General features: G+C 71.0%; 21 protein-coding genes. 12 read left to right on the top strand and 9 right to left on the bottom strand.

The window, feature by feature from the left end:
- Positions 1 to 2: 2 nt before the first annotated feature.
- Positions 3 to 317, bottom strand: a complete 315-nt coding sequence (locus J2S22_RS26795) for a helix-turn-helix domain-containing protein (RefSeq protein WP_272778853.1) — start codon at positions 315 to 317, stop codon at positions 3 to 5.
- Between the two features lie 119 nt (positions 318 to 436).
- On the opposite strand from J2S22_RS26795, the gene J2S22_RS26800 reads away from it, so the two are divergent.
- The 3 genes from J2S22_RS26800 (at position 437) to recJ (ending at position 4,006) form a co-directional block, all read left to right on the top strand.
- Positions 437 to 1,108 carry an XRE family transcriptional regulator gene (locus J2S22_RS26800; RefSeq protein ID WP_272778854.1) on the top strand — a complete coding sequence of 224 codons (672 nt, stop codon included), beginning with the start codon at positions 437 to 439 and terminating at the stop codon, positions 1,106 to 1,108.
- A gap of 11 nt (positions 1,109 to 1,119) precedes the next feature.
- Entirely contained in the window at positions 1,120 to 1,644 is a 525-nt protein-coding gene (locus tag J2S22_RS26805; protein WP_272778855.1) for a hypothetical protein, read from the top strand.
- A gap of 562 nt (positions 1,645 to 2,206) precedes the next feature.
- Entirely contained in the window at positions 2,207 to 4,006 is a 1,800-nt protein-coding gene (gene recJ, locus J2S22_RS26810; RefSeq protein ID WP_272778856.1) for a single-stranded-DNA-specific exonuclease RecJ, read from the top strand.
- A 145-nt stretch (positions 4,007 to 4,151) separates the two neighbouring features.
- Here the strand turns inward: recJ and J2S22_RS26815 are convergent, their stop codons facing one another.
- Positions 4,152 to 5,141 (bottom strand): dihydrodipicolinate synthase family protein, encoded by a 990-nt coding sequence (locus tag J2S22_RS26815; RefSeq protein ID WP_272780694.1) that lies wholly within the window; start codon positions 5,139 to 5,141, stop codon positions 4,152 to 4,154.
- A gap of 208 nt (positions 5,142 to 5,349) precedes the next feature.
- Entirely contained in the window at positions 5,350 to 6,723 is a 1,374-nt protein-coding gene (locus tag J2S22_RS26820) for an MFS transporter (protein ID WP_272780693.1), read from the bottom strand.
- A 164-nt stretch (positions 6,724 to 6,887) separates the two neighbouring features.
- Here J2S22_RS26820 and J2S22_RS26825 point away from each other — a divergent pair, with 164 nt between their 5' ends.
- Complete coding sequence (locus J2S22_RS26825; protein WP_272780692.1) at positions 6,888 to 7,907, top strand: LysR family transcriptional regulator; 1,020 nt, start codon at positions 6,888 to 6,890, stop codon at positions 7,905 to 7,907.
- Here J2S22_RS26825 and J2S22_RS26830 read toward each other — a convergent pair.
- From J2S22_RS26830 to J2S22_RS26845, 4 genes are all read right to left on the bottom strand, one after another.
- Positions 7,876 to 8,253 (bottom strand): hypothetical protein, encoded by a 378-nt coding sequence (locus tag J2S22_RS26830; protein WP_272780691.1) that lies wholly within the window; start codon positions 8,251 to 8,253, stop codon positions 7,876 to 7,878. The two genes, J2S22_RS26825 and J2S22_RS26830, sit on opposite strands and share 32 nt — an antisense overlap.
- A 41-nt stretch (positions 8,254 to 8,294) precedes the next feature.
- Positions 8,295 to 9,905, bottom strand: coding sequence for a tyrosinase family protein (locus J2S22_RS26835; protein WP_272780690.1), 1,611 nt, complete (start codon positions 9,903 to 9,905; stop codon positions 8,295 to 8,297).
- Between the two features lie 21 nt (positions 9,906 to 9,926).
- Positions 9,927 to 10,244 carry a MoaF-related domain-containing protein gene (locus J2S22_RS26840; RefSeq protein WP_272780689.1) on the bottom strand — a complete coding sequence of 106 codons (318 nt, stop codon included), beginning with the start codon at positions 10,242 to 10,244 and terminating at the stop codon, positions 9,927 to 9,929.
- A 72-nt stretch (positions 10,245 to 10,316) separates the two neighbouring features.
- Complete coding sequence (locus tag J2S22_RS26845) at positions 10,317 to 11,225, bottom strand: LysR family transcriptional regulator (protein WP_272780688.1); 909 nt, start codon at positions 11,223 to 11,225, stop codon at positions 10,317 to 10,319.
- A gap of 123 nt (positions 11,226 to 11,348) precedes the next feature.
- Between J2S22_RS26845 and J2S22_RS26850 the strand changes: the two genes are divergently transcribed.
- From J2S22_RS26850 to J2S22_RS26885, 8 genes are all read left to right on the top strand, one after another.
- Positions 11,349 to 11,822, top strand: a complete 474-nt coding sequence (locus J2S22_RS26850; protein WP_307155891.1) for a carboxymuconolactone decarboxylase family protein — start codon at positions 11,349 to 11,351, stop codon at positions 11,820 to 11,822.
- Positions 11,819 to 12,649, top strand: a complete 831-nt coding sequence (locus J2S22_RS26855) for an NHL repeat-containing protein (protein WP_272780687.1) — start codon at positions 11,819 to 11,821, stop codon at positions 12,647 to 12,649. Before J2S22_RS26850 ends, J2S22_RS26855 begins: the two co-directional genes overlap by 4 nt.
- A 304-nt stretch (positions 12,650 to 12,953) precedes the next feature.
- Positions 12,954 to 13,148: a hypothetical protein gene (locus J2S22_RS26860; protein WP_272780686.1), complete on the top strand. Its 195-nt coding sequence runs from the start codon at positions 12,954 to 12,956 to the stop codon at positions 13,146 to 13,148.
- Positions 13,149 to 13,171: 23 nt separating this feature from the next.
- Positions 13,172 to 13,360 (top strand): hypothetical protein, encoded by a 189-nt coding sequence (locus tag J2S22_RS26865; protein ID WP_272780685.1) that lies wholly within the window; start codon positions 13,172 to 13,174, stop codon positions 13,358 to 13,360.
- 83 nt (positions 13,361 to 13,443) lie between these two features.
- Complete coding sequence (locus J2S22_RS26870; protein WP_272780684.1) at positions 13,444 to 13,668, top strand: hypothetical protein; 225 nt, start codon at positions 13,444 to 13,446, stop codon at positions 13,666 to 13,668.
- 23 nt (positions 13,669 to 13,691) lie between these two features.
- On the top strand, positions 13,692 to 13,976 hold the full coding sequence (locus tag J2S22_RS26875; protein ID WP_272780683.1) for a hypothetical protein: 285 nt from the start codon (positions 13,692 to 13,694) through the stop codon (positions 13,974 to 13,976).
- A gap of 70 nt (positions 13,977 to 14,046) precedes the next feature.
- The gene (locus tag J2S22_RS26880) at positions 14,047 to 14,265 is read left to right on the top strand and encodes a hypothetical protein (RefSeq protein WP_272780682.1); all 219 of its coding nucleotides are present in this window, start codon (positions 14,047 to 14,049) and stop codon (positions 14,263 to 14,265) included.
- 60 nt (positions 14,266 to 14,325) lie between these two features.
- The gene (locus J2S22_RS26885) at positions 14,326 to 15,375 is read left to right on the top strand and encodes a flavodoxin family protein (protein ID WP_272780681.1); all 1,050 of its coding nucleotides are present in this window, start codon (positions 14,326 to 14,328) and stop codon (positions 15,373 to 15,375) included.
- A gap of 172 nt (positions 15,376 to 15,547) precedes the next feature.
- Here the strand turns inward: J2S22_RS26885 and J2S22_RS26890 are convergent, their stop codons facing one another.
- Positions 15,548 to 17,740 (bottom strand): methyl-accepting chemotaxis protein, encoded by a 2,193-nt coding sequence (locus tag J2S22_RS26890; protein WP_272780680.1) that lies wholly within the window; start codon positions 17,738 to 17,740, stop codon positions 15,548 to 15,550.
- Between the two features lie 446 nt (positions 17,741 to 18,186).
- Positions 18,187 to 19,875, bottom strand: a complete 1,689-nt coding sequence (locus tag J2S22_RS26895) for a methyl-accepting chemotaxis protein (RefSeq protein ID WP_307155892.1) — start codon at positions 19,873 to 19,875, stop codon at positions 18,187 to 18,189.
- Between the last annotated feature and the right edge of the window lie 753 nt (positions 19,876 to 20,628).

A 20,628-nucleotide genomic window follows, 5' to 3' on the forward strand; every position in this document is an offset into this window, starting at 1 on the left:
GTCTAGGCCCTCCCGCGCTTTCGACTGGACTTGCCGGGCGGGTTGGTGTGACCTTCGCCACGCGGCCGGCGGCGGCGTCGGCGAGTCTTCGGGCCGATCAGCTCGCCGGCCGCGTCGAACCACTGCGGCCACAGCTCGTGCAGGGGCACGCCGATGAAGTCGGCGATGATCCTGTTCGAGGGCGTCCGCGGATAGCCGAGCGAGGTCCGCAGCGCCGACACGCAGTAGCCGTGCCTGAGGCTGAGCTGGGCGAGGTTCGAGCCCTTCTTGCGCACTGCGGCGACGATGTCGGCGCGGTGCCATCCGGTATTGGTCATGGAGAGAGCCCCGGGCACCACCCGGCGGTGGTGCCATCCGTTGGAAGTGACCTAGGCGTCAGTAATCCAAAACTTTGGATTCGCGTCAAGTTAAAAAGCTGGATTTGACGGAACTACTGATGGCGCGCGCCGACGAGCTGTGGGAGTTGACCCGGACAGGCCTGTTCGACCGGCTCAAGAGGGCCGTTCAGGACGCGGGTGGAAACGCTTTTGTTTCAGCACGTTCCGGTGTTCCTCTGAGCACCTTGAACACCTATCTGGCGGGCGCCACGATGCCGAGCCTGGCGAAGCTCGCGAGCGTCGCCAGGGCGTGCGGAATTTCGTTGGACTATCTGGTCACGGGAAAAGGCGAGGCCGTCGAGACTACAAAAAACTGGCCGGAAAGATTAATACTAATACAAAGTCTTGCATTCAGGGCCTCGGCCGGGGACGGATTGCTGATCGTCGACGAAGAATCCGAGACGACGCCGTTTCCGAGACAGATTCTGGACCGGCTCGGTCTCAAGGCCTCGAAGGTGCGCCTCCTCGAGGCGGCCGGAAACTCCATGTCGCCGACGATCGAGGACGGCGACCCGCTGCTCGTCGAGCTCGGCGAGACCAGCGTCGCCGACGGGCGAATCTACGTGTTCACGATCGGGGACCAGGTCCTCGTGAAACGCCTCCGCCGCCGCGGCAGCTGCCTGCTGATGCGCGCCGACAACAGAGAGCTGTATCCAGACGAGGAAGATGTCCCGACGGTTGAACCGGTTCGGATCATCGGTAGAGTGCGATGGGTCGGGCGCAGCCTGTGAGGGAGGGGACCATGTCGCCGGTTTTGGGAAAATGGCTTTCCGGGCTTTTCGTGTCAGGGTTCTTGGCCTTCGCGTCGCCGTGTGTGGCGCAGCCGAACAGCGGGCTTCGTGTCGATGGGATCGCCGCGCCCTTCAACAAGGCGGCCGAGCGGCTCGGGCTCGCTGTGCGACTGGCATTGGAGAGCTGCAAGACAGACAAGCTCCAGGCATGCCGATATGCGGCTGGAACCGGCGTCGGCGTCGTTTCCGGCTCGATGCCGGATCGGCGCGCGTTGCGGACACTGTCGGTCGCGGCTCAGCCGGACAAGGCGGAGGCCGTTCTCGGCGGGCTCAAGTTCCTCGCGACCATCACGGTGTTGATGGCGATCCTGTCTCCGGAAGCCGACCGCTCGGAGCTCGACGCTGCGGCGGCCAACCTGCTCGAGGCCGTCGGCAAGAAGGACCGGCTCGACGCCGAGGTGATGTTCCGCGGCGTGCGCTACCAGGTCATGATGCTGCCGGGGATCGGGGCGATGGCGTCGATCGAGCGGCCCTGAGATTGCAAATGTTCCGGCCGCGGAAGATGGCATCTCGATTTCTCATTATCACGTTGATGGCGCGTTAGTTTTGAGCCACGACGTGACATCGGCTCGGAACATTTGCACGGACCCCGCCATCGGCCGCTTCGACCGGTCTCCGAAGCGGCGTGGGAGCGCTTCGCTCGGCAGCCACCGGCGACACGAAAAGCGGCGCCTCGACAACACCTTGAAGGTTGGATACGGAGGTTTCGAAGGATCTTCGAAGGGCGCCGTCGCGGCGCCGCCGCCCTCCAGGATCATGTGTCCCGGCGCGCCGCCCTCCAGGATCAAGTGTCTAAATGCCCGTCCGGTTTAGACACCACGCCGCCCGCCGGAACCCCGCGCCGCCGTTGGGATTTCAGCCCTTCATTGGCCTTCCCGGCACTTCCCACCAGGACTCCAGAATCAAGTGTCCACTAACACGGGTGAGGGGGCTCTCCTCTCGCTCGGAGTTCGCGGCCCGCCCCCTCACCCGCCTGCGCTTCGCGCAGGCACCCTCTCCCACGGGGGGAGAGGGGAAGAGCGGCTGGCCGCGCTGCCAATGACCCCCTTCCTCGGCGTCGAGAAATCGGCCACCGGGCGCGTGTGGCGCGACCGGCTGGACGAGCGCGCCACCCAGCGGGCGGTCGCCATCGTGCAGCGGCACGGCACGCCGGAGCTCCTGGCGCGCGTCCTCGCGGGGCGCGGCGTCGAGCCCGACGACGTGCCGGCGCATCTCGACCCGACCATTCGCCGGCTGATGCCGGACCCCGCCGTGCTCACCGACATGGAGCCGGCGGCCGCGCGGCTCGCCGACGCGGTGGAGCGCGGCGAGCGCGTCACCGTGTTCGGCGACTACGACGTCGACGGCGCCACCGCGAGCGCCCTGATGACGCTGGTGCTGCGCCAGTGCGGCCTCGATCCCGACATCTACATCCCGGACCGGATCTTCGAGGGCTACGGCCCCAACGTCGAGGCGATCCGCCAGATCGCGGCGCGAAAGACCCGGCTGATCGTCGCGGTCGACTGCGGCACGTCGAGCTACGAGCCGCTCGCCGAGGCGAAGACGCTCGGCGTCGACGTGGTGGTGGTCGACCATCACATGGCCGACGAGACGCTGCCGCCGGCCGTGGCGCTGGTGAACCCGAATCGCCAGGACGACCTCTCCAGGCTCGGCCATCTGTGCGCGGTCGGCCTCGTGTTCATGACCGTGGTGGCGCTGCTGCGCGAGCTGCGCCGCCGCGGCTTCTGGAGCGACCTGCGGCCGCAGCCGGATCTCCTCGAATATGTCGACATCGTCGCGCTCGGCACCGTCGCCGACGTCGTGCCGCTCGTCGGGCTCAACCGCGCCTTCGTGGCCAAGGGCCTGATCGGCATGAAGCGGCGCGAGCGCGTCGGCCTCACCGCGCTGATGGACGTCTCTCGTCTCTCCGGGCCGCCCGAGGCGTGGCACCTGGGTTTCCTCCTGGGGCCGCGCATCAACGCGGGCGGGCGAATCGGCCGCGCCGATCTCGGCGCCCGCCTGCTCACGCTCGACGATCCCGTCGAGGCGCAGACCATCGCGGCCGAGCTCGACCGGCTCAACCGCGAGCGCCAGGTGATCGAGCAGGCGGCCGTCGCCGAGGCCGAGGCCGAGGCGATGGCGGCGCTCGGCCTGGAGGAGAAGGGCGCCGTGGTGGTGACGGCGGCGGCCGGCTGGCATCCCGGCGTCGTCGGCCTCGTCGCGGCGCGGCTGAAGGAGCGCTTCGGCCGCCCGGCCTTCGCCATCGCCATGGAGCCGGGCGAGACCGGCACCGGCTCGGGCCGCTCGATCCCCGGCGTCGATCTCGGCCGCGCCGTCAAGCGCGCCCTGCAGGAGGGCCTGCTGGTGAAGGGCGGCGGCCACGCCATGGCGGCCGGCGTGACGCTGCGCAAGACCGCGCTCGGCGCCTTCCGGGCGTTCCTGGAGGAGGCGCTGGCGCCCGCCGTCGAGATCGCACGGCGCGATCACGCCCTGAAGATCGACGGGGCCGTGTCGGCGGCCGCCGTGACCCCGGATCTGTGCCGCACGCTGGCGCAGGCCGGCCCCTACGGCTCCGGCAATCCCGAGCCGGTGCTGGCGCTGCCCTCCCACACGGTCGCCTATGCGGACGAGGTGGGGCAGGCGCACGTGAAGCTGCGGCTGAAGGGCGGCGACGGCGCCTTCGTCGAGGCGATCGCGTTCCGGGCCGCCGGCCAGCCGCTCGGCCGGGCGCTCCTGGAGAGCCGCGGCCGGCGCGTCCACGTCGCCGGCTGCCTCGCCGTCGACCGCTGGCAGGGCGCCGAGAAGGCCCAGCTGCGCGTCCTCGACGTGGCGAACGGCGACCCGACCAGCCTGCGCTGAGAAGGCTGCCGTCATTCCGGGGCGCGGGGCAAAGCCCCGCGAACCCGGAATCCAGCGGCAAATTCGGAGGTCCTTGGCTGGATTCCGGGTTCGGCGCTGCGCGCCGCCCCGGAATGACCAATCACGTGATCAGCCGGATACCCGATCACGCCGCCTTGCGGGCCTCGGCGAGGTCGATCACCGGCACGCCGACGCGGGTGAGCAGGCGGTGCAGGGTCTCGATCTCGACCAGGCTCGGCTTCGGCATCGGGGCCCGCATGAACGGGTTCGGGATCAGCCCGGCGATCCAGGTCGCGGTCTTGTAGCGGATGTGCAGGCGGCCCATGTCGGCGACGTAGTCGTGCAGCTCGGACAGGCCGCCGTCCCAGATCTCGCGCGCCTTCACGATGTCGTTGCGGTCCCACGCGTCGAGGTGGTCCATCATCGGCTCGAGCGCGAAGTTCCAGAAGCCCGACAGCGTGCCGTCGAACAGGCCGGTCGCCTTGTACTCGTGCCAGCGCGAGGCGAGCGCGCCCATGATGGCGACGTGCCGGTCGAGCGAGCGCAGGCCCTTCGCGATCAGCCGGAAGCCGTCGTACATGTAGGTCATCTTCCAGCCGACGATGTTGGGCACCTCGCGGCAGATGCGCAGCGTCGCGGCGAGCGGCAGGCCCGGATAGAAGGGCGGCTTGGCGCCGCCGACCGGATGGGTGACGATCGGCAGGTCGACGGCGCGGTCCTGGGCGACGATCTGGTCGAGCCAGATCTCCGGATAGCCGTCGGCGTCCCAGCATGAGGTGACGTCCTGGGCGCCGCCGGGCGGCGTCACGAAGATGCCGTCGACGCCGAGCGCCTTGCAGTCCTTGGCGGTCTCGACCGTCTCCTCGGTGGTGAGCGCCCAGGTGCCGGCGATCAGCGGCACCTTGCCGTTGGTCTCCTCCTGGGCGATCTCCAGCACGCGGCGCTTCTCGGCGCGGCTGAGATAGAAGATCTCGCCGGCCTCGGGATTGATGCACAGGCCGCCGCCCATCTTCACGAACCGCTCGTTGTCGAGGAAGTGGCGCAGGAAGCGGCGATACGCGGCCTCGTCGATCTTCATGTGGCGGTCGTAGGGAAGCAGGGTGGCGACGTAGAGGTGGTCACCGACGGTCTTCATGAGTCCGGTCTCCAGGGTCGTTCGAGGTCTGATCGGATGGCCGCCGATGCCGGCGGGCGGGATGGGTGCGTTTTCGGTGGTGACGGGCCGGCCCGCCTTCCGCTCGTCCCCGCGAAGGCGGGGACCCAGGGGCGACACGACGTGTGGCCCTGGATTCCCGCTTGCGCGGGAATGAGCGGAGCGTGGGGCGAGCCCGCCGGTCATGGTCTCAGGGCGAGATCTCCTCGAGCACGCGCCCCTTGGTCTCGACGGCGAACACCGCCGTGATCACGGCCGCGGCGGCGGCGACGAGGCCGAAGGCGAGGAAGACGGCCTCCAGGCCGACGCCGATCATGGCGCCGACGATGCTCGGGCCGATCATCGAGGCGAAGCGCAGCCAGGCCGTCGCGGTGGAGACCGCGATGGCGCGGGCCCGCGTCGGATAGAGCTCCGGCGTGTAGAGATAGACGCCGATCGACAGCACCGACGAGAAGAAGAAGGCGATGCCGACGCAGACCAGCACGCGGGTCGGCGAGCCGGCGCCGATCAGCCACAGCGCGCACAGCGCCGTCGCGGCGCCCGCGAAGGCGAGGGCGAACCACGGCCGCCGGCCGAGCCGGTCGATGCTCAGCGCGCAGGTGAGGGTGCCGGCGAGGCCGACCACCTGGGTGATCAGGCCGTACTGCAGCGCGTCCTCCAGCGAGAGATGGAACACGGTGCGGTAGATGGTCGGCAGCCAGACCGTCAGGCCGTAGGTGATCAGGTAGGCCGAGAACCAGATCGTCCAGACGACCAGGGTGCGGCGCAGGTAGCGCGGGCCGAACAGGTCGGCCCACGAGGCCGGGCGGTCGTCCGAGGCGACCACCGGGGCGGGCGGCGGCAGCGGCGCGCCGGTCGCCTTCTCGGTCTCGCGCTCGATGTAGGACAGGGCGGCCTCGGCCTCCGCGAAGCGGCCACGCGTCGCCAGCCAGCGCGGCGATTCCGGCAGGATGCGCTGCATGAACACGACCAGCACGGCCGGGATCGCGCCGATCAGGAACATGTAGTGCCAGCCGAGATGCGGCACGACCCAGCGGCCGAGCAGCCCCGCGGCGACGAGGCCGACCGGGAAGATCAGCTCGTAGAGCAGGACGAAGCGGCCGCGCCCCTTCGCCTTGGCGATCTCGCTGATGTAGACGGCGGCGATCGGCACCTCGCCGCCGAGCCCGAGGCCCTGCAGGGTGCGGAACGCCAGCAGCGAATTGTAGTCCCACGCCACCGCGCAGCCGATGCTCATGCTGGTGAACAGGAGCACGGCCCAGATCATCGTCTTCACCCGGCCGTGCTTCTGGGCCAGCCACCCGAAGGCGAGCGCGCCGACCAGCTGGCCGAGATAGCCGACCGAGATCATCAGGCCGATCTGCGGCGAGGTGAGCGTCCACAGCGGCGCCAGCACCGGCAGCACGAAGGCGATGGCGAGCGCGTCGAAAGCGTCGAAGAAGGTGGCGGTGCCGATGATGACCCGCGCCTTCACGTGCCAGGTGGAGATCGGCAGGCGTTCGATGCGGCCGACGATGTCGTCGAGGCGTGTCCGGTCGTCGCCGGACGGCGTGGGCGTGAGCATGGTCTACTCCGGAAGCAGTCTTGTTGCCGGTGAGGCGCAGCGTTCGGGGGTAGGATCGGGCGCGCGAGAGCGTTTCCAGGACGAACGCTAGACCCGCTGCTTCAGGACGGGAATTAATGTAATGGTCATGGCGGCATGAATCCCGTTCATGGTTGCGGTGCGTCATGAATCTCAAGTCGGTCGATCTCAACCTGCTCGTCGCCTTCGACGCTTTGGTCACCGAGCGCAACGTCACGCGCGCCGCGGACCGGCTCGGCATGACCCAGTCGGCGCTCAGCCATGCGCTGCGCCGGCTGCGGACCATGTTCGCCGATCCGCTGCTGACCCGCGGCCCGCACGGCATGGAGCCGACCGACCTGGCGCTCGAGCTGGTGCAGCCGATCCGCGGCGTGCTGTCCGAGGTCCACTCGATCATGACGACGCGGGTCGCCTTCGACCCGGCGACGACGACGCGCGCCTTCAATCTGTCGATGAGCGACGCGATGAGCATCGAGGTGCTGCCCGAGATCGTCCGCCGGATCCGCGACAGCGCACCGAAGGTCGACATCGTGGTGACGACCGCGGGGCCGCGCTCGACCTGCGCCCGCATCGTCGACGACGAGATCGACCTGGCGGTCGGCGTGTTCCCGGACCAGCCGCGCGACGTCCGCTCCTGCGAGCTCTACCGCGACACGCTGGTGTGCGTCGCCGACCGCCGCCATCCGCGGCTGCGGCGGGGCCGCATGGACGAGGCGTCCTATCTGGCGTGCCCGCACGTCACGGTCGCGCCCAATCTCGATTCCGGCGTGCAGATCGACGACATCCTGGCCGCCCTCGGGCTGGAGCGGCGGGTGATGGCGACGGTGTCGCACTACATCGCGGTGCCCGGGCTGGTGCGCGGCACCGACCTCGTCGCCCACACGCGGCGCGGGCTGGTCGGCCTGCTGCGCGATCCCGCCGATCTCGTCGCCTTCCCGATCCCGGTGCCGGTGCGGGTGCCGGAGCTGTCCTTCGTGCAGATGTGGCACCGCCGGCACGACCGCGATCCCGGCCATCGCTGGCTGCGGGACCTCGTCCGCAGCGCGATCGTCGGGGCGGGCGGCGCGGCCGCCGCCGCGCGTGGCGGGCCGACGGCCAGTGTCGGTCAGGAGGCGGGCGGCGGGCCCTCGCGCGTCACCGCGCGACCGGCACGTAGACGGGTGTGACCGTCACCTCGCCGGCTTGCGGCGCACGCGCTGCGGCGCCCGGCTGTTCGATCTCGACCCGCAATGTCAGGCGGCCGTCGCGGACGGCTCCGGCCGGCAGCGGGATCGTGTAGCTCGCACCGTGGCGGACGGCGGCGGCGCCGAACGGCGACACGCTGCCGACCGGCGTCCCGTCTTCCGTCGCGACCTCGACCGCGGCGCCGCGCGGCAGCGCTCCGGTCTTCACCTGAAGCCAGACCTCCTCGCCGGGCGAGGCGGGACGGGGCAGCACGAGCTCGACCCGTCCGCCTCCGGCGTCCTCCGCGGCGGCGGAAGCGCACAGGGCCACGCCCAGCAGGCCGGCCACGACGGGCCGCCGCCGCGCACGCCGCGTGGTCGTGCCGCCCCTCAATGCGCCTGGACCGTGATCGACACGATCTCCGGGGTCGGCTCGGCCGCGCCCGGCCGCGGGCTCATGCGCATGCCGGCGTGTCCGCCGGCCGAACCGGCCGGGCCGGCCGGCTCCACCCGGATGGTGAGCGGGGCGTCGGCGGCCAGCCGGTTGGCGGCGCGTAGCGAGTCGACGGCCGGCGACAGCGGCACGGTGAAGCTGACGGGCGAGTGCATGATGTGGCGTCCGAAGATCGACAGCGTGACGGCGGTGTCGTCCGACGGTCCGCCGCCGTCACCGATCAGCACCCGGAAGTCGTGGGTTCCGCCGATCGGCGGCTGGGCGATCGTGATGGTGGCGAAGAGCGCCGCCGGGCCGCCGGCCCCTGCCGCGAGCGCCTGCGCCGGCAGCGTCACGGTACCGCCCGCCCGGCCGCCGGCCGTGATCGACCGCTCGGTGACGCGCGCGTCGAAGGACTGCACGGCGGCGGAGGGTGCCGTCGCGGCGGCGCGGGGCACCACCTCCTCGCCCGATCCGGGCTGATAGTCGTAGTCGAAGGGGCCGATCTCGGCGTAGTCGCCGGCCGCGACGCGCGTGACCGGCGCGCCCTTGGCGTCGGTGAAGAACAGGAATCTCTCCCTCGACCAGTCGGTCAGGTCGCCGCCGGTCGGCAGCGTCGGCAGCCCGAAGCCCCGCTGCTTGCGGGTCCACACGTCCCACAGCCGGTCGATGTTGGCGTGATGCAGGAAGAAGACCGGATCCACGGGCGACAGGTTGTCCTGCATGAAGCCGGTGCGCGGCGGGCTCATGTAGAAGCCGCCGACGCAGTTGTGGACGCGATTGTGCGGCTGGCCCTCCAGCACGCCGAAGCCGGTCATGCCGCTGTGGAACAGCGTCCTGGCGCTGCCGAAGGTGATGAAGTCCCGCGGCGCCAGGGCGTTCAGAACGGTCGGCAGCGACACGGTCCGCGCCGTCGCGGCGTCGAAGTCCGGCGCCTGCGGCGTCAGTCCGCGCGCGGCGGCGCGGTCGAAGAACATCGGATTGTTCTCGATGTCGAACCAGAGATCGGCCGGGAACCGCAGCCCCCGGACCAGCAGCGCGTTCACCTGCTCCGGCGATGCGGTCTTCCAGAGATCGGCGACGGCGCCGTCGAAGGCTTTCCTGAAATCCGCGAAGGTCGCGATGTAGGCCGGGTCGGTCGGCGTGAGCACGTCGTCGAACATGTCCTTCGGGACCCGCGGCTCCCGGGTCCAGTCCCAATAGGGCAGGGCGAAGTCGGGATCGCCGCTGAGCTCGCGGCAGGCCTGCTCGAACCAGCCGAGATAGGCCCGGTGCCAGACCAGGAACCACCAGTTCCCGTGCGGGCAGTCGATGGTGTGGACGAGGGCGTGCCGGTACCAGTTGCGCGGATCGCTCGGCGGCAGCGCCAGCATCGCGCGGATCGCCTTCTTGTAGCTGTCGAGCACGCGTCGCGGGAAGCCGGGCTCGGAAATGCTGTGCCGGCGATATCTGGCGCCGCCCTGCGCCCATGCGGCGCCGGAGGACAGGCCGGCGGCGGCCGTCGCCGCGACGGCGGCAGCGGTGAAGTCACGGCGGGACATTCCAGACGGGATCGACGTCTCGGACATGGTCGGCTCCGTGGGCTCAGGTCATGAGAGCTGGGTCATGGTCCCGTGAAAGATCGAGAAGCTGCTGTCCGGACCCGTGATGTGGGTGACGATGGTGTTGGTCTTGAAGTCCTCGAGATGGACGACCGTCGTCCTGTCGGCCTCCTGCCAGGTGACCAGGAAGAGGCGGTCGCGGACCGGCTCGACCGCGATGGTGACGGTCTCGGACGCGCCGTGGCTGCCGTCGGCGCGGATGCCCGTGTAGGTGAGGCGGCTGTCGGATTCGAAATGGAGCTCGACGCGAAACGCCTGAAAGTCGACCAGGTAGCGATGCCCGGTTGCCGGAAAGGTCTCAGGCATTGTCGACACCGCTGGGTTATGGGCGATAAATGATGCTACCTCAGGTCGTGCCGGATTGGCAAGACCTGCGGCTCAGGCCGCCGCCGCGGCGACGGCGCGGCGCAGCCAGGCGAGGCCGTCGTCGGCGGTCAGCCGGCGCGGCCAGGCCTGCACCACGGCGAAGCCGGGCAGGGGGACCGGGGGCGGACGCGTCGCGAGCCCGAGCCGCGCGGCCAGCGGCCCCAGCACGCGGGCCGGCTCGGTGGCGACCAGGTCGGTCGCGGCGAGGATCTCGGGGGCGACCAGGAAGTGCCCGACCGTCGTCACCACGCGGCGGCGCACGCCCTTGCGGCGCAGCGCCTCGTCCACCATGCCGGACGGCTCGCCCGACAGCGACACCTGCAGGTGATCGAGCGCCGCCCAGCGGGCCGCCGTCAGCCGCCGCGCGAAGGCCGGATGGTCCTTTCGCGCGGCGCACAGAAAGGTCTCAGCGAACAGCGGCGCCTGCACGATGCGGGCCGGCGGCTTCGGAAAATGCCCGACGATCAGCTCGGCGCCGCCGTCCTCCAGGAGGGCGAAGCCGCTGGCGTGGCTGGTGTGACGCACCACCAGCTCGACCCGAGGCGCCTGCGCGCGCAGCGCGGCGGCGAGGGCCGGCAGCACCACGAAGGCGGCGTAGTCCGACATGCCGAGGGTGAAGCGGCGCCGCGCCGTCGCCGGATCGAAGCGTTCGCCGGGCGCCAGCAGGCCACCGATCTCGGCCAGCACGGCGGCGACCCGCGGGGCGAGCCGCAGCGCCGCGGCGGTCGGCGACAGGCCCGCCGGCGTGCGCACGAACAGGGGATCGCCGAACAGGGCGCGCAGCCGGGCGAGCGCGTGGCTCACCGCCGGCTGGGTGAGATGCAGCCGCGCCGCCGCCCGCGTGACGCTGCGCTCGGCGGCGAGCGCGTCGAGCACGACGAGCAGGTTGAGGTCGACGGCGCGCAGATTAGTCTGCTGCATATTGCTCTTGTAAAACATGAATTGGGCGGATGGAAGCGGCGCGCCTATGTGTCTCGCCGGCGCGACGGCGCGCCGTCGGCGGACATCGCCGGACGACGGGCCGTCGCCAGAAGGAGAGACACCATGGACGACCTCACCATGGACGACGTCACCCGTCCCGACACCCGCTACGCGCGGGGCCTGCGGAATCTCGCCGCGATCGACGGCGAGGCCGGGCAGCGCGTGATCGACGCGCTCGCCGACATCGCGCCCGACTTCGCCCGGCTGGTGATCGAGTTTCCGTTCGGCGACATCTACGACCGGCCGGGCCTCGATCTGAGGTCGCGCGAGATCGCCACCGTCGCGGCGCTCGCCGCGATGGGGAACGCGCGGCCGCAGCTCGAGGTGCATCTGCACGCCGCCCTGAACGTCGGGGTGAGCCGCGCCGAGCTGATCGAGATCCTGATGCAGATGGCGGTCTATGCCGGCTTCCCGGCGGCCCTCAACGCGCTGTTCGCCGCCAAGGCGGTGTTTTCGCAGCGCGACGCGGCCGGTCCCGACGCGTCCGGATCCGACGCGGCCTTGCGCGACGGCGTCGCGTCGGGGAGGGCGCCATGAGCACCACCCGACGCGTCGTGATCGGTGCCGGCCTCGCGGTCGCGGCCCGGCTCGCCGTCGGCCCGTCGGCCGCGGCCGCCCCGTCCGGCCCGGCCGGGGGCGAGGTGCTGCACCGCGGCTTCCGCTCGCCGGTCGGCCTGGCGTTCGGACCGGACGGCAGCCTCCATGTCGCGAACTGGAGCGGCGGCACGGTGGAGCGCATCACGCCCGCGGGCGAGCGCTCGGTCGCCGTCACGGTGCGCAGCCCGGCCGGGCTCGCCTTCGACGCGGCGGGCGCTCTCCACGTCGCGCTCTATGCGGACGACCGGGTGGTGCGTGTCGACGGCCCGCGGCTCGTCACCGTGGCGGACGGGCTCGCGACGCCGGTCGGCATCGTGTTCGACGGACGCGGGCGCCTGGTGATCGCCAACCGCGGCAGCGGCGAGATCGTCGCGATCGCACCGGACCGGACCCGGACCTTGCTGGCCCGCGGCGTGCCGACGCCGGCCGGCGTCGCGGCGACGGCCGACGGCGGGTTCGTGCTGGCGAACTACGGCGGCAGCATCGTCCGGCTCGCGCCCGACGGACGCCGCGAGGACGTCGCCGGCGACTTCGTGCGGCCCGCCGCCGGCATCGTGGTCGACCGCGCCGGGCGGGTGTTCGCGGTCGACTACGGCGGCGACACGGTGCGCGAGGTCTCGCGCGCGGGCGGTCCGCCCGGGGGCGGCTCGCGCGTGATCGCGGCGGGCATTCCGAGCCCGGTCGGCCTCGCGATCGGTCCCGGCGGGGCGCTGCATGTCGGCGCCTGGGGCGACGGCACGGTCCGCCGCCTCGCGCCGCCGGAATGATCCGGCCTTGGAGCGATCAGTTCGGAGACTCACAGGGGCACGACCTCACCGCTCCCCAGTGAGGCTCGCTCGGGCACACGATCGAGGTGGGGAGCGCGGAGGCTGCGGCGTCCTCGGTTCACCTCTCCCCGGCGGGGAGAGGTGAACCGCCGTGCATGCGACCTGATCGGCCGGACGGCGAACGACGCCTCCGCACCATCCTGCCGCCGTGGCGATGACATGGATCCATCGGCCCGGCCGGGCGTTGGCCTCCGACACCCCGGCGCCGCGACCCGTCGCGCCGCCCACGACAAGGAGGCACCGCATGACCGCCAAGCCGCCGCCCGTCCCCGAGCAGAACCAGAGCCCGCACGGCACCGGCGATCCCAACGCCCCGGAGGTCGGGTCCGGCCTGCCGGGCAAGACCCGGCAGCTCTCCGGCAAGAACGTCGACCAGCAGGGTCGCCAGGCCAACAGCAAGATCAACACCACGCATCAGGGCTATCAGCAGGACCGCTGACCGTCGGAGCGTGAGGAGACCCCATGTCCACCTCGGAGAAGACACCGAACAGCATCCGCCAGGGCGGGCCCGGCTCGTCGCACCAGGACGCGAACGAGCCGCGCCGCGACCTCGAGCCGCCCAAGGCCGATCCGCAGCGCACCCGCAGCGACGTCTCGGGCGGCGGCGGCGTCGCCGACCGCCATCACACCCACGATCCCGGCCGCAAGTGATCACGGGCGATCGCGTCGGACGCTCACGTCGGACGATCGTCTCGACGTGAGCGTCGGATGACCACATCGGAGCACAGTTGCGCATGAGCAAGCATCTGAAGACGAAGCGGCCGCTCGACACCGATCTCGACCGCAACCCGATGATCGGCGGCTCGAAGGGGCTGACCATGGCGGGCGTCGATCCGAACGAGCTCGACGACCTCGCCGGCGCGACGACCATCGAGGGCGACGTCGAGAACGACGTCAACCGCCAGGGCGGCGTCGACAAGGCGGCCGCCCGCGACGGCCGCGGCGCCCCGCACAAGTGAGGCGCGCCACCAGGGAGACCAGCATGGACACCAAGCCCGGCCTGCAGGGCCGCAAGACCCACGAGCAGCAGCTCCGCATCCTCGAGCGGCGGGACGACGTGCCGGACGCGCGCCGCATGGAGGCGGAGCTCGCCGCGGCGCCGCACGAGGGCACCGCCGAGCTCGTCGATCCCGACGCCCGGCAGAGCGAGTTTCCGGTGAGCCGCGGCGGCGTCCATCAGGAGAGCCGCACCCACAACAAGCACAACAACCAAGGCCAGCCCGGGCACGAGCCGCAGACGCACGGCGAGGCCGAGCAGGGCTCGTGACGCGCGGCACCGCGCGCCCCCGCGGGACGCGCGGCCGCCCGACGATCGGCCCGATCAGGAGGAGAGCAGGATGGCGAACGCCAGCAGGAAGCACATGGGCGTGGGAGCGCAGGGCAAGGGCGACGGCTCCGGCGCGACCACCGAGGTCGACAAGGACGTCCTGCCCGACAACATGGTGCTGTCCAACCGCGACAAGGCGCGCCATCCGGAGGAGCGCGGGCAGGACGGCAAGCACATCCAGAGCGAGCAGTTCCAGGACCACGACAGCGACCGGCTGAGCGACGACTGAGCGCGCCACCCCGTGTCGCCCCCGAGCAGAGACGGCGCGGCGCCCCCGCCGCGCCACGGGATGCCGAGCCCGCGCATCGGCGAGGCCGAGTTCAAGCGGCGCTTCCTCGCCCAGTTCCGGGATCCGGCGTTCGAGCGGCTGGCCGGCGAGCTCGACCGCGTCGCGGCGGTGGCGTGGGACGCCTACGCGCATTCGCGCAAGAGCCCGCGCACCCGCAAGGCGGGGCCGGACTTCGCCGATCCCGACTACGACCTCGCCGAGGACTGGCTCGCCGCCCGCGCCGCCGTCGTGGATTCGCAGGCGCGCCACACGGTGGCCGACGGTCCCGCCCGGGTGCTCGTCGTCAACGGCTCGTCGCGCTCCGAGCACACCTGCCCGGGCGAGATGTCGAAGTCCTACAGGCTCGCCGCCCTGGCGGCCGAGACGCTGCGGGCGGCGGCGATCGAGGTCGAGATGCTCGACCTGTCGCGCCTCGCCTCCGAGTACGGCCGCACCATCCATCCCTGCAAGGCGTGCTTCTCCACCGCGGCGGCGCTCTGCCACTGGCCGTGCTCCTGCTATCCGAACTATTCGCTCGGCCAGACGCAGGACTGGATGAACGAGATCTACCCGATGTGGGTGGCGGCGCACGGCGTGATGATCGTCACGCCGGTCAACTGGTATCAGGTGTCGTCGCCGCTGAAGCTGATGATGGACCGCCTGGTCTGCGCCGACGGCGGCAATCCCGATCCGACCCGCACCCACGGCAAGACCGCGGCCGAGGCCAAGGCGATCGAGCTCGCCGGCTGGGACTATCCGCGCCACCTCGCCGGGCGGCTGTTCGCCGTCGTCGTGCACGGCGACGCCGAGGGCGCCGGGGAGGTGCGCCGCGCGCTCGCCGACTGGCTCGCCGCCATGAGCCTGGAGCCGGCCGGGGCGGCCGCGGCGCTCGACCGCTACATCGGCTATTTCGAGCCCTATGCGACCAGCCACGAGGCGCTCGACGCCGACACGGCCGTGCAGGAGGAGGTGCGAAACGCCGCCCGCACGCTCGCCGAGGCGGTGGCGGCGAAGCGTGCCGGCCGCCTGGTCGCGGCCGGTCGCCATCTGAAGGATCCACGGCCGAAGTGATCGTCGTCGCCGGGTCGGGCGGGGCCGTGCACGATCGTCGTTCCGGGGCGTCCGATGCTGGGGCGCCAGCGGCGGCGCAACGAAACGGCCCGGGCCTTCGCCCGGGCCGTTCCGTTCTCGTGGAACGTCGATCGGCGACCGCGATCGTGAGATCGCCGCGCGGCGTCGCGCCTCACGCCGCCCGGATGTTGGACAGGAACTTGCCGACCTCGGACTTCAGGCGGCCGCTCTCGCCGGACAGCGACTGGGCCGAGGACAGCACCTGCGAGGAGGCGGAGCCGGTCTCGGTGGCGCCGCGGTCGACCTCGCCGATGTTGCTCGCCACCTCGGTGGTGCCGGCGGCGGCCTGCTGGACGTTGCGGGCGATCTCCTGGGTGGCGGCGCCCTGTTCCTCGACGGCCGCCGCGATGGTCGCCGAGATCTCGGCGATGCGGCCGATGGTGCCGCCGATCTCCTTGATGGCGGCGACCGAGTCCTGGGTGGCCGCCTGCATGCCGGCGATCTGGGCCGAGATGTCGCCCGTGGCCTTGCCGGTCTGGGCGGCGAGGGCCTTCACCTCCTGGGCGACGACCGCGAAGCCCTTGCCGGCCTCGCCGGCGCGGGCCGCCTCGATGGTGGCGTTGAGCGCCAGCAGGTTGGTCTGCTCGGCGATCGCCGTGATCAGCTTGACCACGTCGCCGATGCGGGCGGCGGCCTGCGACAGCTCGTTGATGCGGCCGTCGGTCTTCTCCGCCTGCTTGACGGCCTCGTTGGCGATGCGGCTCGACTCCTGCACCTGGCGGGAGATCTCGTGCACCGAGGAGGCCATCTCGTTGGTGGCGGAGGCGACCGACTGGACGTTGGTCGAGGCGAGCTCGGAGGCCGACGCGACCTTGGTGGAGAGGCGTTGGGTCGTCTCGGCCGTGCGGGTGAGCGTGCCGGCGGCGCGCTCGAGCTCGCCGGAGGCCGACGACACGGTCTCGACGATCTCGCCCACCGCGGCCTCGAAGCCGTCGGCGAGGCTGCGCATCTCGGCGCGGCGCTGCGCCTCCGCCCTGGCCTGATCGTCGGCGCGCTGGGCGATCATGCGCTGCAGGTCGTCGCGCATCCGGCGCAGCGTGGCGGCGAGCGTGCCGACCTCGTCGGCCTGCTCGACGTCGAGCTGCCGGCCGAAGTCGCCGGCCGCGATGCCCTCGGCGAAGGTCGCGCTCTTGCGGATCGGCCAGGCGATGCTGCGGGCCGCGACCCACATCAGCGCGATGGCGCCGACGGCGACCAGGAGGCCGACCAGAATCTGCCACAGCGTGGTCGAGGTGCCGCGCGCCGCGAGGGTGCCGGAGAGGGCGTGCGCCTCGGCGAGCACCACGTCCTGCGGCACCTGGATCAGCACCGCCCACGGCTTGCCGGTCTGGCCTAGGCCGATCGGCGCGAAGGCGCGCAGCATCTTGGTCTGCGGGTCGAGGTCCACCGACTCCTCGCCCTTCTTGATGTGCCCGAGATCGGCCTGCCACGCCTTGTTGAAGGTCGACATCGGCTGGCCGATCAGGTCGGCGCGGCCGCTGTGGGCGACGACCAGGCCCTGGTCGCTGAGGATCACCACCTCGCTCTTGCCGCCGTAGACGGTGCGGCTGAGATCGGTGGCGAGCTTCTGGACGAAGTCGAGGTTGAAGTCGGTGCCGGCGAGGCCGCGGAACTTGCCGTCGATCATCACCGGGACCGACAGGGTGGCGAGATAGACGCTCTTGCCCTGCACGATGTAGGGCAGCGGGCCGAGCACGCTCTCCTTGGCGCCCTCCTGCAGGCTGACGTACCAGCCGCCCTTCATCACGCCGTTCGGATGCAGGTCGCGGCTGTCGTACTCGACCAGCGGCTGGATGGCGATCTTGCCGTCCTGGCCGCGCGTCCAGTAGGGCAGGAAGCGGCCGGTGGCGTCGGAGCCGGCGTCGCGGCGGTTCTTGAACGCCTCGTCGCGGTCGTCGAGCGCGCCGGGCTCCCACGCCGAGTAGGTGCCGTTGAGCTGCGGATTCTGCTCGAGCACGCGACGCAGCACGCGGTTGAGCTGCTCGCGGCGGATCTCGTTCGGCGCCGCCGCCTCGGATTTCGCGGCGAGCACGCCGAAGCTCTGCGCCATGGTGCGGGCCGCGACCATCGCGACCGTGAACTCGCGCTGCACGGCCCGCGCCTCGCGGGCGGCGAGATACTGCAGCGTCTCGCGGCCGTTGCGCTCCAGCAGCGACGTGACGGTCTGGTCGACGTACTGATTGTTCCACGACGACGAAAGCACGCCGTAGCCGACCAGGATGCCGGCGGTGCCGACCAGGCAGACGCCGGCGAGTGAGGCGATCTTCGCCTGGATCGACCGGGCGACGAAGGACGGGAGTTTCATGAGCAGATCCTCGGGACCGAGCAGCGCGGGCCGGGCCCGGCGAGACTCGATCGCAGATGCTCCCGGAGGAGGTCGTGTCGAGGCGCCGCGGGGGGAAGGGCAAGGCCGTGAACCTGAACAGAATTGCGCAGATCCGATAAAAAATTGTATCGATCACGCGGGAAAGCACGCGAGGCTTCTCGGGACGAATACGTAATACGTTCTTACGGTCGACTACGCTGTACCAGCGGGCAGGCCGGGCTGTCGCAATATGCGGCAGGTCTCGCGCCATCCGAAACGAAGACGCCCGGGCCGATCGGGCCCGGGCGGGGAGGGGGTCGCGAGGTCGGCGGCTTGTGCCGCTCTGTTCTGAGCTCGGGGGGCACCGCGTCAGGGCGCGCCTCGAGCCGGACGGGCCGCGCCGGCGGGGCGGCTACGCGGCCCGCCGCGTCACGCGGCCCGCCGCGTCACGCGGCCCGGATGGTGCTGAGGAACCTGCCGACCTCGAGCTTGAGGCGGTTGCTCTCGCTCGACAGCGACTGCGCCGAGGACAGCACCTGGGAGGAGGCCGAGCCGGTCTCGGCGGCGCCGCGGTCGACCTCGGTGATGTTGGTGGCGACCTCGGTGGTGCCGCTCGCCGCCTGCTGGACGTTGCGGGCGATCTCGCTGGTGGCCGCTCCCTGCTCCTCGACGGCGGCCGCGATGGTGGCGGTGATCTCGGCGATGCGGCCGATGGTGCCGCCGATCTCCTTGATGGCGGAGACCGAGTCCTGCGTCGCCGCCTGCATCTCGGCGATCTGGGCCGAGATGTCGCCGGTCGCCTTGCCGGTCTGGGCGGCGAGCGCCTTGACCTCCTGGGCGACGACCGCGAAGCCCTTGCCGGCCTCGCCGGCGCGGGCCGCCTCGATCGTCGCGTTGAGGGCGAGCAGATTGGTCTGCTCGGCGATCGCCGTGATCAGCTTGACCACGTCGCCGATACGGCTCGCCGCCTGCGACAGCTGGTTGATGCGGCTGTCGGTCTTCTCGGCCTGCTTGACGGCGTCGCCGGCGATGCGGCTCGACTCCTGCACCTGGCGGGAGATCTCGTGCACCGAGGAGGCCATCTCGTTGGTGGCGGACGCGACGCTCTGGACGTTGGTGGAGGCGATCTCGGACGCGGAGGCGACCCGGGTGGCGAGGCCCTGCGTGCTTTCGGCCGTGCGGGTGAGGGTGCCGGCGGCGGCCTCCAGCTCGGTCGAGGCGGACGACACCGTCTCGATGATCTCGCCCACCGCGGCCTCGAAGCCGTCGGCGATCCTCTGCATCTCGGCCTTGCGCTCGGCGACGGCGCGCGTCTCGGCCTCGTCCTGCTCGGTCCGCAGCCGCTCCACCTCGAGCATGTTGGTCTTGAAGACCTGGATCGCCTGCGCCATCTGCCCCACCTCGTCGCGCCGCTCGACGCCGGAGATCGCCACGGAGGTGTCGCCGCCGGCCAGGATCGTCATCTCACGGGTCATGCGCTGGACCGGCCGGGTGACCGCGAAGGTGAGACTCAGCGCGCCGAGGATGGACAGGATCAAGGTCGTGGCCCCGCCGATCGCCAGCGCCGTGTTCGCATACGTCGCGGCAGCCTTCGCGGCGTCCGCTCGCACGGACAGCAGCGCACGCTCCTCGCGATCCATCTCCTGCACGGTGCTGCGCAGGGCGTCCATCGTCTTCTTTCCGATGCCGGATGCTTCCAGCTCGCGAGCCTTGGACCGGGTGGCCGGATCCTTCATCAAGGCGATCTCGCGCTCCGCGACGTCGGTCATCCAGGCGCGGGCGTTCTGCTTGACCGTCTCCAGCCGGCGCTGCTGGGCCGGATTGTCGGAGGTCAGGCTGCCGACCTTGGCGACGGCGGCGCCGTATTGCCGCTGTCCGTTCTCCAGAGGAGCCAGGAACGCCATGTCGCCCGATACCAGATAGCCGCGCACGCCCGTTTCCGAATTGACCATCCCGGCGACGATCTCGCCCAGCTGTTCGAGAACCTCGTAGGTGTGGGTGGTCATCTTTTCGGTGGTTTCGATGGTGGACAGCGCCCTGTAGGTCGTCAGGGAACTCGCGCCGATCACCACGCAGATCGCCGTGAATACCGCGGCGAGCTTGATCCACATGCGGAGGTTATTGATCCACGACATTGCAAGCGTTCCTGGCCTTGGAGTGGTCAGACGGGCGAAGTCTTCGGCGAGATGCCGATGTCGATTGTCCGGGAGCAACATAGGATACGCGGCACGAGCGTGCCGAGCGGTGCGGCGCCTGAAAGAGGTAGTATGGAGAGGCGACCGTTCATCTGTGCGAGATATCGATTAAAAATCAATTTCACTTGTCGGAGGCGTGGTTCATTAGAATAGATTTACTGAGGTATAGTACAGAAGCATTAGATACAGTGACTGTCCGACGGAAGCGCGCCGACAGTCCCGTTTCCGGCCGATCAACCGGCAGGGTGCGACCGCGGGGCCGCTCTCGGCAGACACATCGCGGTCGCCGTCGTGCGGCGCCGTCTCCGGCTCGCTCCGGCTGCTCGGCCGGCCAGGGGGCACTTCGAGGAGAAGGAACTGGCGGCGTGCAGGCCGATGGCGCCGGCGGTTGCCGCGGAGGCCGTCCAAAAAGAAAGGGCCCGGGCGTTCGGCCCGGGCCGGGGAGGGGGTCGCGACGTCGGCGGCTTTCTGCCGCTCTGTTCCGGGCTCGAGCGAGCCCGACGGACCGCGCCGGTGGGGCGGCTACGCGGCCCGGATCGTGTTCAGGAACCTGCCGACCTCGAGCTTGAGGCGGTTGCTCTCGCTCGACAGCGACTGGGCCGAGGACAGCACCTGGGAGGAGGCCGAGCCGGTCTCGGCGGCGCCGCGGTCGACCTCGGTGATGTTGGTGGCGACCTCGGTGGTGCCGCTCGC

This window comes from Rhodoplanes tepidamans (assembly GCF_030813915.1).
In the GTDB taxonomy this organism is placed as follows: domain Bacteria; phylum Pseudomonadota; class Alphaproteobacteria; order Rhizobiales; family Xanthobacteraceae; genus Rhodoplanes; species Rhodoplanes tepidamans.

What these genes read in the sequence shown, in the direction of transcription:
- J2S22_RS26855 (WP_272780687.1), top strand. Translation starts at nt 11,819, where the DNA reads ATGAGCACCACCCGACGCGTCGTGATCGGTGCCGGCCTCGCGGTCGCG.
- J2S22_RS26795 (WP_272778853.1), bottom strand. Translation starts at nt 317, where the DNA reads ATGACCAATACCGGATGGCACCGCGCCGACATCGTCGCCGCAGTGCGC.
- J2S22_RS26880 (WP_272780682.1), top strand. Translation starts at nt 14,047, where the DNA reads ATGGCGAACGCCAGCAGGAAGCACATGGGCGTGGGAGCGCAGGGCAAG.
- J2S22_RS26815 (WP_272780694.1), bottom strand. Translation starts at nt 5,141, where the DNA reads ATGAAGACCGTCGGTGACCACCTCTACGTCGCCACCCTGCTTCCCTAC.
- J2S22_RS26890 (WP_272780680.1), bottom strand. Translation starts at nt 17,740, where the DNA reads ATGAAACTCCCGTCCTTCGTCGCCCGGTCGATCCAGGCGAAGATCGCC.
- J2S22_RS26870 (WP_272780684.1), top strand. Translation starts at nt 13,444, where the DNA reads ATGAGCAAGCATCTGAAGACGAAGCGGCCGCTCGACACCGATCTCGAC.
- recJ (WP_272778856.1), top strand. Translation starts at nt 2,207, where the DNA reads ATGACCCCCTTCCTCGGCGTCGAGAAATCGGCCACCGGGCGCGTGTGG.
- J2S22_RS26895 (WP_307155892.1), bottom strand. Translation starts at nt 19,875, where the DNA reads ATGTCGTGGATCAATAACCTCCGCATGTGGATCAAGCTCGCCGCGGTA.
- J2S22_RS26805 (WP_272778855.1), top strand. Translation starts at nt 1,120, where the DNA reads ATGTCGCCGGTTTTGGGAAAATGGCTTTCCGGGCTTTTCGTGTCAGGG.
- J2S22_RS26800 (WP_272778854.1), top strand. Translation starts at nt 437, where the DNA reads ATGGCGCGCGCCGACGAGCTGTGGGAGTTGACCCGGACAGGCCTGTTC.
- J2S22_RS26820 (WP_272780693.1), bottom strand. Translation starts at nt 6,723, where the DNA reads ATGCTCACGCCCACGCCGTCCGGCGACGACCGGACACGCCTCGACGAC.
- J2S22_RS26850 (WP_307155891.1), top strand. Translation starts at nt 11,349, where the DNA reads ATGGACGACCTCACCATGGACGACGTCACCCGTCCCGACACCCGCTAC.
- J2S22_RS26845 (WP_272780688.1), bottom strand. Translation starts at nt 11,225, where the DNA reads ATGCAGCAGACTAATCTGCGCGCCGTCGACCTCAACCTGCTCGTCGTG.
- J2S22_RS26825 (WP_272780692.1), top strand. Translation starts at nt 6,888, where the DNA reads ATGAATCTCAAGTCGGTCGATCTCAACCTGCTCGTCGCCTTCGACGCT.
- J2S22_RS26840 (WP_272780689.1), bottom strand. Translation starts at nt 10,244, where the DNA reads ATGCCTGAGACCTTTCCGGCAACCGGGCATCGCTACCTGGTCGACTTT.
- J2S22_RS26835 (WP_272780690.1), bottom strand. Translation starts at nt 9,905, where the DNA reads ATGTCCGAGACGTCGATCCCGTCTGGAATGTCCCGCCGTGACTTCACC.
- J2S22_RS26875 (WP_272780683.1), top strand. Translation starts at nt 13,692, where the DNA reads ATGGACACCAAGCCCGGCCTGCAGGGCCGCAAGACCCACGAGCAGCAG.
- J2S22_RS26885 (WP_272780681.1), top strand. Translation starts at nt 14,326, where the DNA reads ATGCCGAGCCCGCGCATCGGCGAGGCCGAGTTCAAGCGGCGCTTCCTC.
- J2S22_RS26860 (WP_272780686.1), top strand. Translation starts at nt 12,954, where the DNA reads ATGACCGCCAAGCCGCCGCCCGTCCCCGAGCAGAACCAGAGCCCGCAC.
- J2S22_RS26865 (WP_272780685.1), top strand. Translation starts at nt 13,172, where the DNA reads ATGTCCACCTCGGAGAAGACACCGAACAGCATCCGCCAGGGCGGGCCC.